The organism is Mesorhizobium sp. BR115XR7A, assembly GCF_020165315.1.
Classification (GTDB): domain Bacteria; phylum Pseudomonadota; class Alphaproteobacteria; order Rhizobiales; family Rhizobiaceae; genus Mesorhizobium; species Mesorhizobium australicum.
Genome location: NZ_JAIUHW010000001.1, coordinates 507,203 through 521,604, shown reverse-complemented (window position 1 = coordinate 521,604; position 14,402 = coordinate 507,203). Strand labels below are relative to the sequence as shown.

Below are 14,402 nucleotides of genomic sequence, written 5' to 3'. Positions count from 1 at the left end.
AAGCCAATGCCGGACCGGCTGGTGCTGCTCGGGTCGAAAGGCGGTCCGGCACTGCGGCCGGGCGGGCCGTGGCCGAGCTCGACGCTGCTCGAAATCGGCGGGCGAGCCATCGTCGTCGATTGCGGGCTCGGCGTGACGCGCGGTCTGGTCGATGCCGGTGTCAGCCTGAAGGCACTCGACCTGATCTTCATCACGCATCTGCATTCCGACCATGTGCTGGAACTCGGGCCGCTGATCCACACCGCATGGACGGCTGGCTTGGCGACGCCGGTCACCGTGTTCGGGCCGCCTGGGCTTGGCCACTACTGGCGGCGCTTTTGTCAGGCGATGGAATTCGACATCGAGATCCGCATCGCCGACGAGGGCCGCCCCGATATTCGCGAGTTGGTTTCTGTCGACGAATTCGGCCAAGGGCATGTGGTCGAGGAGCGCGGACTGAAGGTGACGGCACTGCGCGTCGACCATCCGCCGGTGACCGATTGCTTCGCCCTGCGCTTCGAGCATGGGGGAAACAGCGTGGTGTTCTCGGCCGATACTGCTTTCTTTCCGCCGCTGGCCGATTTTGCCGATGGCGCTGCTATCCTCGTCCATGAAGCCATGCTGGAAGAAGGCATCGAGCGGCTGGTTGCCAGAACCGGCAATGGCGCGCGGCTCAGGGAACATCTGCTCGCCAGTCACAGCTTTGCCGAGGAGGCAGGCCGTATCGCCAGCGATGCCGGCGTCAAAAGATTGGTGCTCAATCACCTCATTCCAGCCGACGATACCGAGATCGGCGAGGTCGACTGGATAGCCGCTGTCAGGAAAACATGGGCTGGCGACTTGACGATCGCTCGCGACGGCCTTGTTGTGGAGTTAAGCGGCGCCAAGGCCGCATCAGGAGAGGGAACCGCATGAAGCTTGCCACGCTGAAGGACGGAACACGCGACGGAAAACTCGTCGTCGTTTCGCGCGACCTGACGCAATACACGGACGCCTCGTTCCTGGCGCGGACGCTGCAGGCCGCACTCGACGACTGGCGCAGGATCTCGCCGCATCTCGCGACCATAGCGGAATCGCTGGAGAACAATGCGATGCCGGCGGCCCGTTTTCACGAGCATGACGCGCATTCGCCGCTGCCGCGCGCCTATCAATGGGCCGACGGCTCGGCCTATGTGAACCATGTCGAACTGGTGCGGAAGGCGCGCGGCGTCGAGATGCCGGCAAGCTTCTGGACCGACCCGCTGATCTACCAGGGCGGCTCGGATTCCTTCGTTGCCCCGCGCGATCCGATCCGTCTAGCGGACGAGGCCTTCGGCATCGACATGGAAGCCGAGATCGCCGTCATCGTCGACGATGTGCCGATGGGCGCCAGCCTCGAGGAAGCGCGCGCCGCGATCCGGCTGGTCATGCTGGTCAACGATGTCACGCTGCGCGCGCTGACCGGGCCGGAACTGGCCAAGGGATTCGGCTTCTTCCAGTCGAAACCGTCCTCCGCCTTCTCTCCGGTCGCGGTGACGCCGGATGAGCTGGGCGATGCCTGGGACGGCGGCAAGGTCAATCTGCCGCTGCTTGCCGACATCAACGGCAAGCCGTTCGGCCGCGCCGATGCCGGTGTCGACATGACCTTCGATTTTCCGGCCCTGATTGCTCACGCTGCCCGCACAAGGCCGCTGGTGTCAGGCACCATCATCGGCTCGGGTACGGTGTCCAACAAACTCGACGGCGGCCCGGGCAAGCCGGTCTCTGCGGGCGGAGCCGGTTATTCCTGCATCGCCGAACTGCGCATGATCGAGACCATTGTGTCAGGCGAGCCCAAGACACCTTTCCTGCGCTTCGGCGACACCGTGCGCATCGAGATGAAGGACAGATCAGGGCATTCGATCTTCGGCGCCATCGAGCAGAAGGTCGAGAAATACCAGCGGTAGGCACAATGAGAGGTTTGAGTGATGGACCTGCTGGATCATCTGCGTCGCATGGCGAAGAACAATCTCTGGTCGAACGACCGGCTCTATCGCGCCGTGCTTGCGCTGAAGCCCGGTGAATTCGAGGCCGAGCGCACCAACTTTTTCCCGTCGATCAAGGCAACGCTCAACCATGTCCTCGCGGTCGATCATCTCTATCTCGATTTTCTCGAAGACGGCGGCCTCGGTGCGGCTGCCTACGATGACTTCGTGCCTTTCGATGCCGCGCCGGAGCTTTACCTGGCTCAGCTTGCGGCCGACCGGCGGCTGATCGCCTTCTGCGATGGCCTGTCGAAGGCCGATCTCGATCGCAGCGTCGTCACCGACCGGCGCGAGGACGGCATGATCCCGGAAAAGACCGGCGATATCCTGGCGCACGTCTTCCTGCACGACATCCACCATCGGGGCCAGGTGCATGCCATGCTCGCGGGTACCTCCGTAGCGCCGCCGCAGTTGGACGAGTTTTTGCTGGATTATGACGTTAAGTTGAGAACAGCGGAGGTCGAACGGCTGGGATTATGAAACGTCATGCCAGCGCGACGTCATAGAGAGCAAATTGCTTGTCCGCTGTCAGGATGGTGAGATTCTCGACCTGCGCTTGGGCGATCAGCAGCCGGTCGAACGGATCGCCATGGTGGCGGGGAAGGCGGCCGACAACATGCGCATGCTGAAACGTGATGGTCAGCGGCTGGAATTGCATTCTCGGGAGTAACGCCGGCAGGTCGTCCGGAACGTCGAGTTTGCCGATCGATCGCTTGATCGCGATTTCCCAAACGCTTGCCGCGCTGGCGTAAACGGTCGCGTCCGATGCAAGGACAGCCCGGTGCTCCTCGCTGAGTCGAGGGTCGTCCTTAATAGACCAAAGGATAATTTGCGTATCGGCAAGAAAGGAGCCGGCAGTCATTTGACGTATTCGTCCCATTCGGGACCGAGTTCGTCAAAATCGTCCGCTATCCAAATCTTGCCCTTTAAGGCGCCAATACGGGGCAGGAGATTTTCGCCAAGCGGTGGCACCAGCCGAGCCGCGATCTTGCCGTGACGTGTAAGCACGATCTCTTCGCCAGCTTCCGCACGGCTGATCAGTTCCGACAGTTTTGCCTTGGCTTCTGCAATGGAAACATTCATGGGCTCGACCTCCTCTGACCAAAATTTAGGTCATAATTAGTCGAGCCGCAAGCGGAGCCGGAGAAATTACTCTGCCGCCTGAACCTTGATCACACCGCGCTTGATCTGGTCCTGCTCGATCGATTCGAACAGCGCGCGGAAATTGCCTTCGCCAAAGCCTTCGTCGCCCTTGCGCTGGATGAACTCGAAGAAGATCGGCCCGATCACGGTCTTCGAAAAGATCTGCAAAAGAATCTTGGTCATGCCGCCGTCGACCACACCTTCGCCGTCGATCAGGATGCCATGCTTCTTCATCCGCTCGATCGGCTCGTCATGGCCGTTCACGCGGTCATACGACATGTCATAGTAGGTCTCGGGCGGGCCGGGCATGAATTTCAGCCCGTTCTCCGCGAGCTTGTCGGTGGCGGCGTAGATCTCGTCGGTTCCCACCGCGATGTGCTGGATGCCTTCGCCATTGTACTTCTTCAGATATTCGGCGATCTGGCTGGTTTCATCCTTGGACTCGTTGAGCGGAATGCGGATCTTGCCGCAGGGCGAGGTGATCGCCCGGCTGACCAGGCCCGTGATCTTGCCGTCGATGTCGAAGAAATGGATCTGCTTGAAACCGAACAAATTGCGGTAGAAATCCCACCATTTGTCCATCTGGCCGCGATAGACGTTGTGGGTCAGGTGGTCGAGGAAATAGAAGCCGACGCCTTGCGGCTTGGGGTCGCGTTCGCCGAGCCACTCGAATTCAGCGTCGTAGGCCGAGCCCTTCTTGCCATAGCTGTCGATGAAATAGAGCAGCGAGCCGCCGATGCCGACGATAGCAGGCACGTCGAGCGCCTTGTCGTCGCCTTCGTAAGGCATGGCGCCCTTCGAGACGGCATGCTCGAAAGCGTGCTTGGCATCGACCATCCGCCAGGCCATCGAGGCAGCACAGGGGCCGTGCTTGTCGGCGAATTTCATCGCATGCGAGCCGGGCTCGGCATTGACGACATAGTTGATGTCGCCCTGGCGCCAGACGGTGATGTCCTTGGTGCGATGCCTGGCTACCGCGACATAACCCATGCGGGTGAACAGCTCGGCCAGCTTCTGCGGCTCCGGATGCGCGAATTCGACGAACTCGAAACCGTCGGTGCCAGCGGGGTTGTCTTTGCTGATCGTGGCGGGCGGGGCGTCGTGCGGGAAAGGACCCATGATATCCTCCGGAAGCTGCTCGGCCTGAAAAGCCGTTCGAAACCATAATAGCGCGGAGCCCACGCACGGTGCTTGCATTCAAACGCTTGAAATGGTGATGTCATGCGCGAACCGTGCATGGTGAAGGCAAAAATCGTGGATGACGCGCGCATTGATCAGTTCGACCGCAAGATAATGGCGCTTTTGCAAGGCGACGCGCGGCTCACCAACAACGATCTCTCCGAGCGGGTGAACCTCTCTGCTTCGCAATGCTCGCGCCGCCGCCAACGGTTGGAGGAGGACGGCTACATCAAGGGCTATCGAGCGGTGCTCGACCGCGACAAGCTCGGTTTCTCGCTGGTCAACGTCATCTCGGTGACACTGGCCACCCACAATCGCGACAATGCGCGCCGCTTCGGCGAATTGGTGGCACGGCTGCCCGAGGTGCAGGAGGCTCACGCACTGACCGGCGAGATGGATTACATCCTGAAGGTCGTAACGCCAGACCTCAAATCACTGTCGGAATTCGTCAACGGCGTGCTCCTGCCGCACGAATCCGTGCAGCATGTGAAGACGGCGATCGTGCTGGAGACGCTGAAGGAGACCGGCGCGCTGCCGATTTAACCCTTCGACTGCTGGATCAGCCCGTACAGATTGGTACAGCGGGCTCCGGAGCGGCAATAGGCGAACACCGGGCCGTCGAGCTCATCGAGCGCCTCGGCCTGGTCGTCGACATTCTCTCGCGTGATCTGGCCGCTGATCACCGGAATGTAGCGAAAGGCGAGGCCAGCGGCCTCGACCGCGGCCTTGAGCGTGTCCGCCGAAGGCTGTCCCGGCTGCTCATCATCAGGCCGGTTGCAGATCACGCTCTTGAAGCCGGCTTCCTTGATGGCGGCAACGTCCTCGGGCTGGATCTGGCCCGAGACCGAATAGTCTTCACTGATCTGGCGGTATTCCATGGCTCGTATCCTCGCGATCTCTTTGACGGCAGTCTTGCCACTCCGGGAGGGGGGCGGCAATCCGCATCGAGGAATTCTCTGCCAAATAGACATCGCGCGCCAGAAAATCCAACCGGGCCGATACGGCCCGGCTGGCCGCAGAACTCAGCTGCCGAGAATGGCGCCTTTGATCTGGCGGATGTTGTTGTGCATCATGTCGATATAGGTCGAGCCGGGGCCGTCGGGCTGCGACAGCGCGTCCGAGTAAAGCGTGCCGCCGACCTTGATGCCGGTCTCGCTGGCAATCTGCTCGATCAGGCGAGTGTTGGTGATGTTCTCGACGAAGATGGCCGCGGCCTTGTCCTGCTTGACCTGCTCGACCAACTTGGCGACATCGGCGGCCGACGGCTCGGAATCGGTCGAGATACCTTGCGGGGCGAGGAAAGTCAGGCCGTATTCGTGCTCGAAATAGCCGAAGGCGTCATGCGAGGTGATGACGACGCGCTTTGCCTCGGGGATCGACTGGATCGCCGCCTTCACTTCGCCTTCCAGCGCGTCGAGCTTCTTGGTGTAGGCGGCGGCATTGGTCTGGTAGCTGACGCAGCCGTCGCTGTCGGCCGCACAGAAAGCTTCGGCGATGTTCTTCACATAGATTCTGGCATTGGCGATCGACTGGAAGGCGTGCGGGTCTGTGACCGTCTTGCCGCCGCCGGTGCCGGCGCCTTCGGCCGCGTCGGCTTCGGCGAATTCAGGCTTGAAGTCGATCGGCGTCACTCCCTTGGTCAGCGTGACGATCGAGGCCTTGGTGGCGCTGGCATCGACCAGCCGCTGCAGGAAACCTTCGAAATGCAGGCCGTTGACCAGCACGATGTCGGCCTTCGCCATGGCGACCGCGTCGGCAGGGCTTGGCTCATAGACATGGGCGTCGCCATCCGGCCCGACAATCGTGGTGATCGCGACGCGGTCGCCGCCGACGTTCTTGGCAAAGTCGGCAATGACCGTAAAGCTGGCGACCACCTTCAGCGGCGCCGCGAAGGCCGACGATGCGCCAAAGGCAGTTAATGTTATAACGCTCAACGTCAGGCCGGCACGGATCGTTTTCAGCATAAGCGGGGTTCCTTCTAGAGGGTGAGGCGGATCAGGCCGTTCTGTGACGGTGATGGATGATGCGACCGCGCAGGATGCCGCGCGTGCCAAACAGGATCGAGGCGAAATAGACGACACCGGCCGACAGGATGATGGCCGGGCCGGACGGCAACGACGCATGATAGGACAAGAGCAATCCGGCAATGCAGGAGGCAAAGCCGATCAGCACCGCCAGCACGCACATCGGCTCGACGCGTGCGGTCCAGAATCGCGCGGCTGCCGCCGGCAGCATCATCAATCCGACGGATAGCAAAGTGCCGAGCGCCTGGAAGCCGCCGACGAGATTAAGCACGACGAGGCCGAGGAAGATGAAATGCACCGGGCTGCCCATGCGGCTGACCGAACGCAGGAACAGCGGGTCGAGGCATTCGGCGACCAGCGCCCGCCAGAAGATGGCCAGGCTGGCCAACGTCACCGCGACGATGCCGGCAATCAGCATCAATGCCTCGTTGTTGAGCGCCAGCACCGTGCCGAACAGCACATGCATGAGATCGACGCTGGAGCCGCGGATCGACACCATCAGCACGCCGATGGCGAGCGAAATCAGATAGAGGGCGGCCATCGAGGCGTCCTCGCGTTGGATGGTGAAGCGCGAGACAGCGCCAGCGCCGAGCGCGACGATGACGCCGGCGATCAGGCCGCCAATGGTCATAGGCAGGATTTCAAGGCCATAGAACAGGAAGCCGGCGGCCGCCCCTGGCAGGATGGCATGCGCCATGGCGTCACCCGACAGGCTCATGCGCCGCAGCATCAGGAAGACGCCGATGGGGCAGGCGCCGAGCGACAGCATTAGCGAGCCGAACAGCGCCCGCTGCATGAAGCCGAAATCGGCGAAGGGAGCAATGAAGAGACTGTAGAGCGCGTCCATCAGGCGGCCCTCGGTCCGGCGCCATGGTGATGGTCGTGATCATGGCCATGATGATCATGATCATGGCCATGAGCGTGCTCGTCAGGCTCGCACCAGGGGGCGTTCTCTTCCCAGGCTTCGTGGAAGCGGCGCGCGCGCAGCAGGTTCTCAGGCTTCAGCGTCTCCCGGGTATCGCCCCAGGCAACCGGCTGGCGGGCAAGCAGCAGTGTTTCGGGAAAATTCTGGCGCACCAGGTCCAGATCATGGACCACCACCATGATGGTGCGCTCTTCGCCATGCCAGCGCTTGATCAGGGCAATGAGGTCACCGACCGTCTTGGCGTCGACCGCGTTGAAGGGCTCGTCGAGCAGGATCAGGTCGGCATCCTGCAACAGCACGCGGGCAAACAGCGTGCGCTGCAGCTGGCCGCCCGACAGCGTGTCGATCGGCCGCTTCTCGAAGCCGCCGAGGCCGACGGCCATCAATGCTTGGCTGACGGCTTCGCGATCTTCCCTGGTATAGCGGCCGAGCATGCCGCGCTTCGGCCACAGGCCAAGCGAGACCAGATCGACGACGCGGGCGGGAAAGGAGCGATCGAGTTCCGACTGCTGCGGCAGATAAGCTGCCCGCACGCCCGACGCGCGGATGACCTCGCCGGCCATTGGCTTCAGCACGCCGACAATACCCTTCATCAGCGTCGATTTTCCGGAGCCGTTGGCCCCGACCACGGCCGTCAGCGAACCCTTGCGGATCGTGCCATCGAGGTGATGGATCGCGGGATGACTGTTGTAGCCCAGCGTCAGGTCACGGAAGGTTAGGCAGGTCTGGGTCATATCGTTCCGTTGGGAAGTCGAGCCTGGCCGCGATAGTGGCCGTTGGATATGTGATGTTATTACATTAGTCAACGGGCCAATCCGGTGGATTTGCGACCCGGCGGCTCAACTTGCCGTGAGTTTCTTCCGCGCTGGTCCAAGGAGATTTGGCGCCGGCGGCCTTGCCCGAAGCCCACGCCGACTCTAAACAAGCGCAACCCTCAAACGAAGGAACCTCGCAATGAGCATTCGTCGCATCGATGTTGGCCCGCGCATGAGCCAGATCGTCATACACGGCAACACCGTCTATCTGGCCGGCCAGGTCGGCGAGCCCGGCGGCAACGTCGCCGCGCAGACCCGCGACATCCTCGCGACCATCGACGAATTGCTGGCCAAGGCCGGCACCGACAAGACCAAGATCGTCCAGGCGATCATCTGGCTGGCCGACATGGGCACCTTCGCCGAGATGAATTCCGAATGGGACAAATGGGTGCCGCAGGGCCACACACCCGCTCGCGCCACCGGCGAGGCGAAGCTCGCCGGCCCCGAATATCTGGTCGAGATTATTATTACGGCTGCGCTGTAAAGCGGCTGTAGGTGCCGATCTTCCCCAAGCGGGAGATCGGCTTACCCCTGCGACGGCGTGAACCTTGCCACCAGCGTGTGGCTTTCCGCCGGATAGATGAAGCGCACGTGTGTAACCGGGTGCTCCGCGCTCCAGGTGCGGCGCTCCACGACCAGGCAAGGCGCGCCAGGATCGATATCGAGCACGTCGGCGATAGTCTCATCGGCGGCCACGGCGCGTATCCGATGTTCGGCCTCGCTCCACGGCACGCGGCCGATCAGCCATGGACCCGCCGCGATTTCCAGAAACTCTTCGTCCCCGGCTTCCGCGACCGCCGAAAGATTGATCAGACGTTGCTCGAGTGCGAATGGCCGTTCGCCGGCAAAATGAAGGCCTTCGACCGCCAGCACCGAACCCGCGGCGGACAATCCGAGCAACGCCCTGTCCTCCACGTTGCTGCGCCGCCTCAGGCGTTCCAGCCGTTCGTAGCGATAGGGCAGGCCGAGCGCCTCGACCTCGATCCTGATGTCGTGAAGCTCCAGCACCGCTGCCTGCGATTGCGGCTGGCGGACAAAACTGCCCGACCGGCGGCGGCGTTCAATCAGACCTGCCTTGGCCAACTGCGACAGAGCCTTGTTCACCGTCATGCGTGAGCATTTGTATTCGGCGGTCAGCTCATGTTCGAATGGGATACGGTGGCCGGGCGCCCAGGTGCCGGACAGGATCTTTTCGCGGATATCGGACAGGATGCGCTGATGCAGCGAGACGGTCTCGCTGTCGTCTATGTCCGTCCGTTCAGCCATGCTCATCTGCGTTAACCCTCGGAAAGCGCAGTCATCACGCTGCGAAACCGTGCGGCGATAGCCCCGCGCTTGGCGTGTCTGCCAGCGCTGACCTGTTTCTTGCCATGCACCCAGACGCAATCGACCTTGCTGCCATTGGCAAAGATCCAGGCATCGAGGATCGCGTCGCCGGTCTTGCCAGCCAGCGAGGGATTACCGACGTCGAGCGAGACGAGATCGGCGGATGCCCCAGTCGCGATTTGCGAGGCGCCGGCACCAAGGGCGACGCCACCGCCGTCAAGCGCTGCGTCGAACAGGGCGCGGCCTGTTGAGCCGCCGGCTACCGCAAGCACATTGCGGGCGCGGTGCGCGAGGCGCTGCGAATATTCGAGCTGGCGCAATTCGTCGGGCAGGCCGATCAGCACATTGGAATCGGAGCCGATGCCGAAGCGGCCGCCATGCTCCCTGAACAATGGCGCGGCAAAGGTGCCGTCGCCGAGATTGGCCTCCGTGATCGGGCAAAGGCCGGCAATGGCGCTGGTCTTCGCCATGCCGATGGTCTCGGCATCCGTCATATGGGTGGCGTGAATCAGGCACCAACGCTGGTCGACAGCGGCAGCCCCAAGCAGAAATTCGATCGGACGCGCGCCGGACCAGGCAAGGCAGTCCTCGACTTCCCTGACCTGTTCGGCGATGTGGATGTGGATCGGTCCGTTTGGCGCCATGGCGGTGACTTCGATCAGCTCTTCAGGCGTCGCGGCGCGCAGACTGTGCGGCGCGACGCCGACGACAGCTTGATTCAGCGCGCGAACCGATTCACGGCTTTTCTCCACAAGCCGGGCGAACTGATTCACATCGTTGATGAATCGGCGCTGGCCCTCATTCGGAGCTGCGCCGCCGAAAGAGGAGTGGGCGTAAAACACCGGCAGCAGCGTCAGGCCGATACCCGTTTCGCCAGCCGCGGCAGCGATGCGCTCGGCCATCTCGGCTGGGTTGGCATAGGGTTGTCCATCCCGATCATGGTGCAGATAATGAAATTCGCCGACGCGGGAAAAACCGGCCTCCAGCATTTCGACATAGAGCTGCGCCGCCACCGCCTCGACTTGGTCGGGAGTCATCGACAGCGCGAAGCGGTACATCACCTCGCGCCAGCTCCAGAAACTGTCGGCGGAGGGGCCTCGCAACTCGGCAAGGCCGGCCATGCCGCGCTGGAAGGCGTGGCTGTGCAGGTTGGGCATGCCTGGCAGCAGAATGGAATGGCGTTCATCACCGGGCAAGGCGGCGGCTTCAGGCTCCACGGCCGTAATGCGCCCATTGGCAAAAGTGATCCGCACATTGTTGTGCCAGCCGTTAGGAAGAAGCGCCTGTTCCGCAAAGATATCGGTCACTTTTCTCTCCGCTTTCCGGTCTCGTATGTGATGATGGCACTTGCAGTGCGTTTCAATATGTATATACATAATCGCCACCGATTGAAACGGAAAAGATGATGGCCGTAGAGAGCAGCAAAAACCACGCAGGGGGGCTTCGCCTGTGGCGCAATGCGCGTCTGGCGACCATGGCTGAAAATTCTGCCGGATTGGGTATCGTCGAGCATGGTGCGCTCGCCGCGCGCGACGGCCGCATTATCTATGCCGGTCCGCAATCCGAGATGCCCTCGGCCTTTGCCCAAGGCGAGATCATCGATTGCGAGGGCCGCTGGATTACGCCCGGCCTGATCGACTGTCACACCCATCTGATCCACGCTGGCAACCGCGCCAACGAATTCGAGATGCGGCTGGCCGGCGCCACTTATGAGGAAGTCGCCAGGGCCGGCGGCGGCATCGTCTCGTCGGTCAAATCCTTGCGTGCTGCCAGCGAGGGCGACCTGGTTGCCCAGACGCTGCCGCGCCTCGATGCGCTGATTGCCGAGGGCGTAACCACAGTGGAAGTAAAGTCGGGCTATGGCCTCGATCTCGAAAACGAGAAGAAATCGCTGCGCGCCGCGCGACAGCTGGGCAATGAACGCCGGGTGACGGTTCGCACGACCTTCCTTGGCGCCCACGCGCTGCCGCCGGAAGCCAAGGGCGACAAGGATGCCTTCATCGATCTCGTTGCCAAAACGATCCTTCCCGGCGTCGTCGAGGAAGGCTTGGCCGATGCCGTCGATGGGTTCTGTGAAGGCATCGCCTTTTCGCCGGAGCAGATGGCGCGCGTTTTCGATGTCGCCCAGGCGGCTGGCTTGCCCGTCAAACTTCACGCCGACCAGCTGTCCAATCTGCATGGCGCTGAACTTGCCGCCCGCTATGGCGCGTTGTCGGCCGACCATCTCGAATATACCGACGAGGCAGGCGCGGTGGCAATGGCCAAGGCGGGGACCGTGGCGACGATCCTGCCCGGCGCCTACTACTTCATCCGCGAGACCAAGAAGCCACCGATCGGCCTGTTTCGCCAGCATGGCGTCAGAATGGCTGTTGCCACCGACAACAATCCCGGCACCTCGCCGCTGACCTCGCTGCTTCTGACCATGAACATGGCGGCCACCCTGTTCGGCATGACGGTCGACGAATGTCTTGCTGGCGTCACCCGCGAAGCCGCGCGTGCGCTGGGGCTGCTCGGCGAGACCGGCACGCTGGTATCAGGCAAATCCGCCGATCTGGCGATCTGGGACATCGAGCGTCCCGCCGAACTCGTCTACCGCATGGGCTTCAACCCGCTGCATGCCCGCATCTGGAGAGGACAATGACCGAACTGACCCTGAAGCCCGGCAATGCGACGCTGGCCGACTGGCGCGCCATATACCGTGGCGCCGTGCCGAAACTGGACGATGCCTGCCGTCCGAAAATCAAGGCGAGTGCCGAAGCTGTCGCGCGCATCGTTGCCAAGGGTGAGCCGGTCTATGGCATCAACACTGGTTTCGGCAAGCTGGCCAGCGTGCGCATCCCCGCCGACGATCTCGAGACACTGCAGCGCAACATCGTGCTTTCGCATGCCGCGGGCGTGGGCGAGCCGATGCCCGTTGCCGTTGCCCGGCTGATGATGGCGCTGAAACTTGCGAGCCTCGCGCAGGGCGCCTCCGGCGTGCGCTCGCAGACCATCGAGCTGCTTGAAGCGATGCTGGCCAACGACGTCATCCCGGTCGTGCCGGCGCAAGGTTCCGTCGGCGCCTCCGGCGACCTTGCCCCGCTGTCGCATATGACGGCGGTGATGATCGGCGTCGGCGAATGCTTTACTCCGCATGGCCGTTTCCCGGCCAAGGTTGCCTTCGTCTCGCATGGGCTGGAGCCCGTGACATTGGGCGCCAAGGAAGGTCTGGCGCTGCTCAACGGCACGCAGTTTTCGACGGCCTATGCACTGGCCGCTTTGTTCGATGCCGAGGTGCTCTACCAGTCGGCGCTTGTCGCCGGCGCGCTTTCGACCGACGCGGCAAAGGGTTCCGACGCGCCGTTCGACCCGCGCATTCATCTGCTGAGAAAGCACCGTGGCCAGATCGAGACCGCGGACGCACTGCGCGATTTGATGGCCGGCAGCGCCATCCGCGAGTCGCACCGGGTCGGCGACGAGCGTGTGCAGGATCCCTATTGCCTGCGTTGCCAGCCGCAAGTGATGGGCGCCGCACTCGATGTCCTGCGCAAGGCCGCCGATACGCTCGAAACCGAGGCCAATGGCGTCACCGACAACCCGCTGATCTTCGCAGAAGACGATACTGCTCTGTCCGGCGGCAATTTCCACGCCGAGCCGGTGGCTTTCGCCGCCGACATGATCGCGCTGGCCGTCTGCGAGATCGGCTCGCTGTCGGAACGCCGCATCGCCATGCTGGTCGATCCAGCGCTGTCAGGCATGCCCGCTTTCCTGACGCCCAAGCCCGGTCTGAACTCCGGCTTCATGATCCCGCAGGTTACGGCGGCCGCGCTTGTTTCGGAAAACAAGCAGAAGGCCTATCCGGCCAGCGTCGATTCCATCCCGACCTCGGCCAACCAGGAAGACCACGTCTCGATGGCCGCGCATGGCGCACGCCGCCTGATCGGCATGGTCGAGAATGCAACCGCGGTGATCGGCATCGAGTTGCTGGCCGCCGCGCAAGGCTGTGATTTCCATCAGCCGCTGGCGTCGAGCGCAGCACTGGAAGCCGTGCGCAAGCTGGTTCGCGCCGAGGTGCCGCATCTCGATAACGACCGGCATTTCCATCCCGACATGGAAAAGGCGATCGCCATGGTGCGCAGTGGTGCGGCTGTGAAAGCCGCGAGCGCTGTGGCACTGCCCTCGATTGCCGGAGCGGCGTGATGACGGCCAGCCCCTGGCTCACGGTCACGCGCGGCACGGCGCCGCTGTTGGTGTCGATCCCGCACACCGGTATCGACCTCGCCGGCCTCGAAAACCGGCTGGTCTCGCCTTGGCTCGGCCGTCGTGATTGCGACTGGTGGATCGACAATCTCTATGATTTCGCCGCCGGTCTCGGCGCCACTGTCGTGCACACCGCGATCTCGCGCACCGTCATCGACGTCAACCGCGATCCATCCGGCGCCTCGCTCTATCCCGGCCAGGCAACCACCGGCCTGTGCCCGACCGAAACCTTTGACGGCGACCCGCTCTACCGCGACGGCGAAGAGCCGGGGCCATCGGAGATCGACGAGCGCCGGCTGAAGTTCTTTGCACCCTATCACGCCGCCTTGCAGGCCGAGATCGACAGGTTGCGCACCTTGCATGGCAAGATTGTCCTCTATGACTGCCATTCGATCCGCTCGGTGCTGCCACGCCTGTTCGAAGGCACGCTGCCGGTGTTCAATCTCGGCACGAATGACGGCAAGAGCGCCGATCCGACGTTGCAGGCGATGGTCAACCAGATCATGGCCGAAACCGGCGAGACTTTTGTCGTCAACGGACGCTTCAAGGGTGGGTGGATAACGCGCCATTTTGGCCAGCCGCTACAGGGCGTGCACGCGCTGCAGATGGAACTCTCCAATCGAGGCTATATGCGCGAGCCCGAGGGGAAGGGCACGCCGGACAATTGGCCGGTGCCCTACGACGCCGCGTTCGCCGCTCCGATCCGCGCCACGCTGACGCGAATTCTTCAAACCGCCATTGACTGGGCCGGGCACTGACGCGCCGCCTC

At 62.8% G+C, this 14,402-nt stretch carries 17 protein-coding genes; 8 read left to right on the top strand and 9 right to left on the bottom strand.

All coding sequences use genetic code 11. The annotated features are described in order from the left end of the window. Window positions 1-6: 6 nt before the first annotated feature. The 3 genes from LB557_RS02810 to LB557_RS02800 are packed head-to-tail and all read left to right on the top strand — an operon-like array spanning window position 7 to window position 2,462. Entirely contained in the window at window positions 7-894 is an 888-nt protein-coding gene (locus LB557_RS02810) for an MBL fold metallo-hydrolase (protein ID WP_224641543.1), read from the top strand. Beyond that, window positions 891-1,904 carry a fumarylacetoacetate hydrolase family protein gene (locus LB557_RS02805; protein WP_140661901.1) on the top strand — a complete coding sequence of 338 codons (1,014 nt, stop codon included), beginning with the start codon at window positions 891-893 and terminating at the stop codon, window positions 1,902-1,904. The genes LB557_RS02810 and LB557_RS02805 overlap by 4 nt, the downstream gene beginning before the upstream one ends. A gap of 21 nt (window positions 1,905-1,925) precedes the next feature. Then, window positions 1,926-2,462: a DinB family protein gene (locus LB557_RS02800; RefSeq protein WP_140662076.1), complete on the top strand. Its 537-nt coding sequence runs from the start codon at window positions 1,926-1,928 to the stop codon at window positions 2,460-2,462. Window positions 2,463-2,466: 4 nt separating this feature from the next. Here LB557_RS02800 and LB557_RS02795 read toward each other — a convergent pair whose 3' ends face one another. The 3 genes from LB557_RS02795 to hppD form a co-directional block, all read right to left on the bottom strand. Beyond that, the gene (locus LB557_RS02795; RefSeq protein ID WP_015318320.1) at window positions 2,467-2,844 is read right to left on the bottom strand and encodes a type II toxin-antitoxin system VapC family toxin; all 378 of its coding nucleotides are present in this window, start codon (window positions 2,842-2,844) and stop codon (window positions 2,467-2,469) included. Continuing rightward, complete coding sequence (locus tag LB557_RS02790; protein ID WP_140661902.1) at window positions 2,841-3,065, bottom strand: type II toxin-antitoxin system Phd/YefM family antitoxin; 225 nt, start codon at window positions 3,063-3,065, stop codon at window positions 2,841-2,843. Before LB557_RS02790 ends, LB557_RS02795 begins: the two co-directional genes overlap by 4 nt. Window positions 3,066-3,131: 66 nt before the next feature. Next, complete coding sequence (gene hppD / locus LB557_RS02785; protein WP_015318318.1) at window positions 3,132-4,244, bottom strand: 4-hydroxyphenylpyruvate dioxygenase; 1,113 nt, start codon at window positions 4,242-4,244, stop codon at window positions 3,132-3,134. Window positions 4,245-4,379: 135 nt separating this feature from the next. Here hppD and LB557_RS02780 point away from each other — a divergent pair, with 135 nt between their 5' ends. After that, on the top strand, window positions 4,380-4,847 hold the full coding sequence (locus tag LB557_RS02780; RefSeq protein WP_041163864.1) for an Lrp/AsnC family transcriptional regulator: 468 nt from the start codon (window positions 4,380-4,382) through the stop codon (window positions 4,845-4,847). Here LB557_RS02780 and LB557_RS02775 read toward each other — a convergent pair. From LB557_RS02775 to aztA, 4 genes are all read right to left on the bottom strand, one after another. After that, the gene (locus tag LB557_RS02775; protein WP_015318316.1) at window positions 4,844-5,182 is read right to left on the bottom strand and encodes a TIGR01244 family sulfur transferase; all 339 of its coding nucleotides are present in this window, start codon (window positions 5,180-5,182) and stop codon (window positions 4,844-4,846) included. The genes LB557_RS02780 and LB557_RS02775 overlap by 4 nt on opposite strands. 144 nt (window positions 5,183-5,326) lie before the next feature. Further along, a complete protein-coding gene (aztC, locus tag LB557_RS02770) occupies window positions 5,327-6,268 on the bottom strand; it encodes a zinc ABC transporter substrate-binding protein AztC (RefSeq protein ID WP_140717685.1) in 942 nt (313 codons plus the stop codon). 31 nt (window positions 6,269-6,299) lie between these two features. Continuing rightward, window positions 6,300-7,175, bottom strand: coding sequence for a zinc ABC transporter permease AztB (gene aztB / locus LB557_RS02765; RefSeq protein ID WP_140717687.1), 876 nt, complete (start codon window positions 7,173-7,175; stop codon window positions 6,300-6,302). Beyond that, entirely contained in the window at window positions 7,175-7,987 is an 813-nt protein-coding gene (aztA, locus tag LB557_RS02760) for a zinc ABC transporter ATP-binding protein AztA (protein ID WP_015318313.1), read from the bottom strand. The genes aztB and aztA overlap by 1 nt, the downstream gene beginning before the upstream one ends. Before the next feature lie 220 nt (window positions 7,988-8,207). Between aztA and LB557_RS02755 the strand changes: the two genes are divergently transcribed. Then, window positions 8,208-8,552 carry a RidA family protein gene (locus tag LB557_RS02755; RefSeq protein WP_023773346.1) on the top strand — a complete coding sequence of 115 codons (345 nt, stop codon included), beginning with the start codon at window positions 8,208-8,210 and terminating at the stop codon, window positions 8,550-8,552. A 41-nt stretch (window positions 8,553-8,593) separates the two neighbouring features. On the opposite strand, the gene hutC is transcribed toward LB557_RS02755, so the two are convergent. Continuing rightward, complete coding sequence (gene hutC / locus LB557_RS02750; RefSeq protein ID WP_015318311.1) at window positions 8,594-9,340, bottom strand: histidine utilization repressor; 747 nt, start codon at window positions 9,338-9,340, stop codon at window positions 8,594-8,596. A gap of 5 nt (window positions 9,341-9,345) precedes the next feature. Further along, window positions 9,346-10,701, bottom strand: coding sequence for a formimidoylglutamate deiminase (locus LB557_RS02745; RefSeq protein WP_224641516.1), 1,356 nt, complete (start codon window positions 10,699-10,701; stop codon window positions 9,346-9,348). 98 nt (window positions 10,702-10,799) lie between these two features. On the opposite strand from LB557_RS02745, the gene hutI reads away from it, so the two are divergent. From hutI to hutG, 3 genes are read left to right on the top strand one after another with little or no spacing between them, the layout of a single operon-like run. After that, complete coding sequence (hutI, locus tag LB557_RS02740; protein WP_224641518.1) at window positions 10,800-12,035, top strand: imidazolonepropionase; 1,236 nt, start codon at window positions 10,800-10,802, stop codon at window positions 12,033-12,035. Next, window positions 12,032-13,573 carry a histidine ammonia-lyase gene (gene hutH, locus LB557_RS02735; protein ID WP_015318308.1) on the top strand — a complete coding sequence of 514 codons (1,542 nt, stop codon included), beginning with the start codon at window positions 12,032-12,034 and terminating at the stop codon, window positions 13,571-13,573. Before hutI ends, hutH begins: the two co-directional genes overlap by 4 nt. After that, entirely contained in the window at window positions 13,573-14,391 is an 819-nt protein-coding gene (gene hutG, locus LB557_RS02730; protein WP_015318307.1) for an N-formylglutamate deformylase, read from the top strand. Before hutH ends, hutG begins: the two co-directional genes overlap by 1 nt. Window positions 14,392-14,402 lie beyond the last annotated feature (11 nt).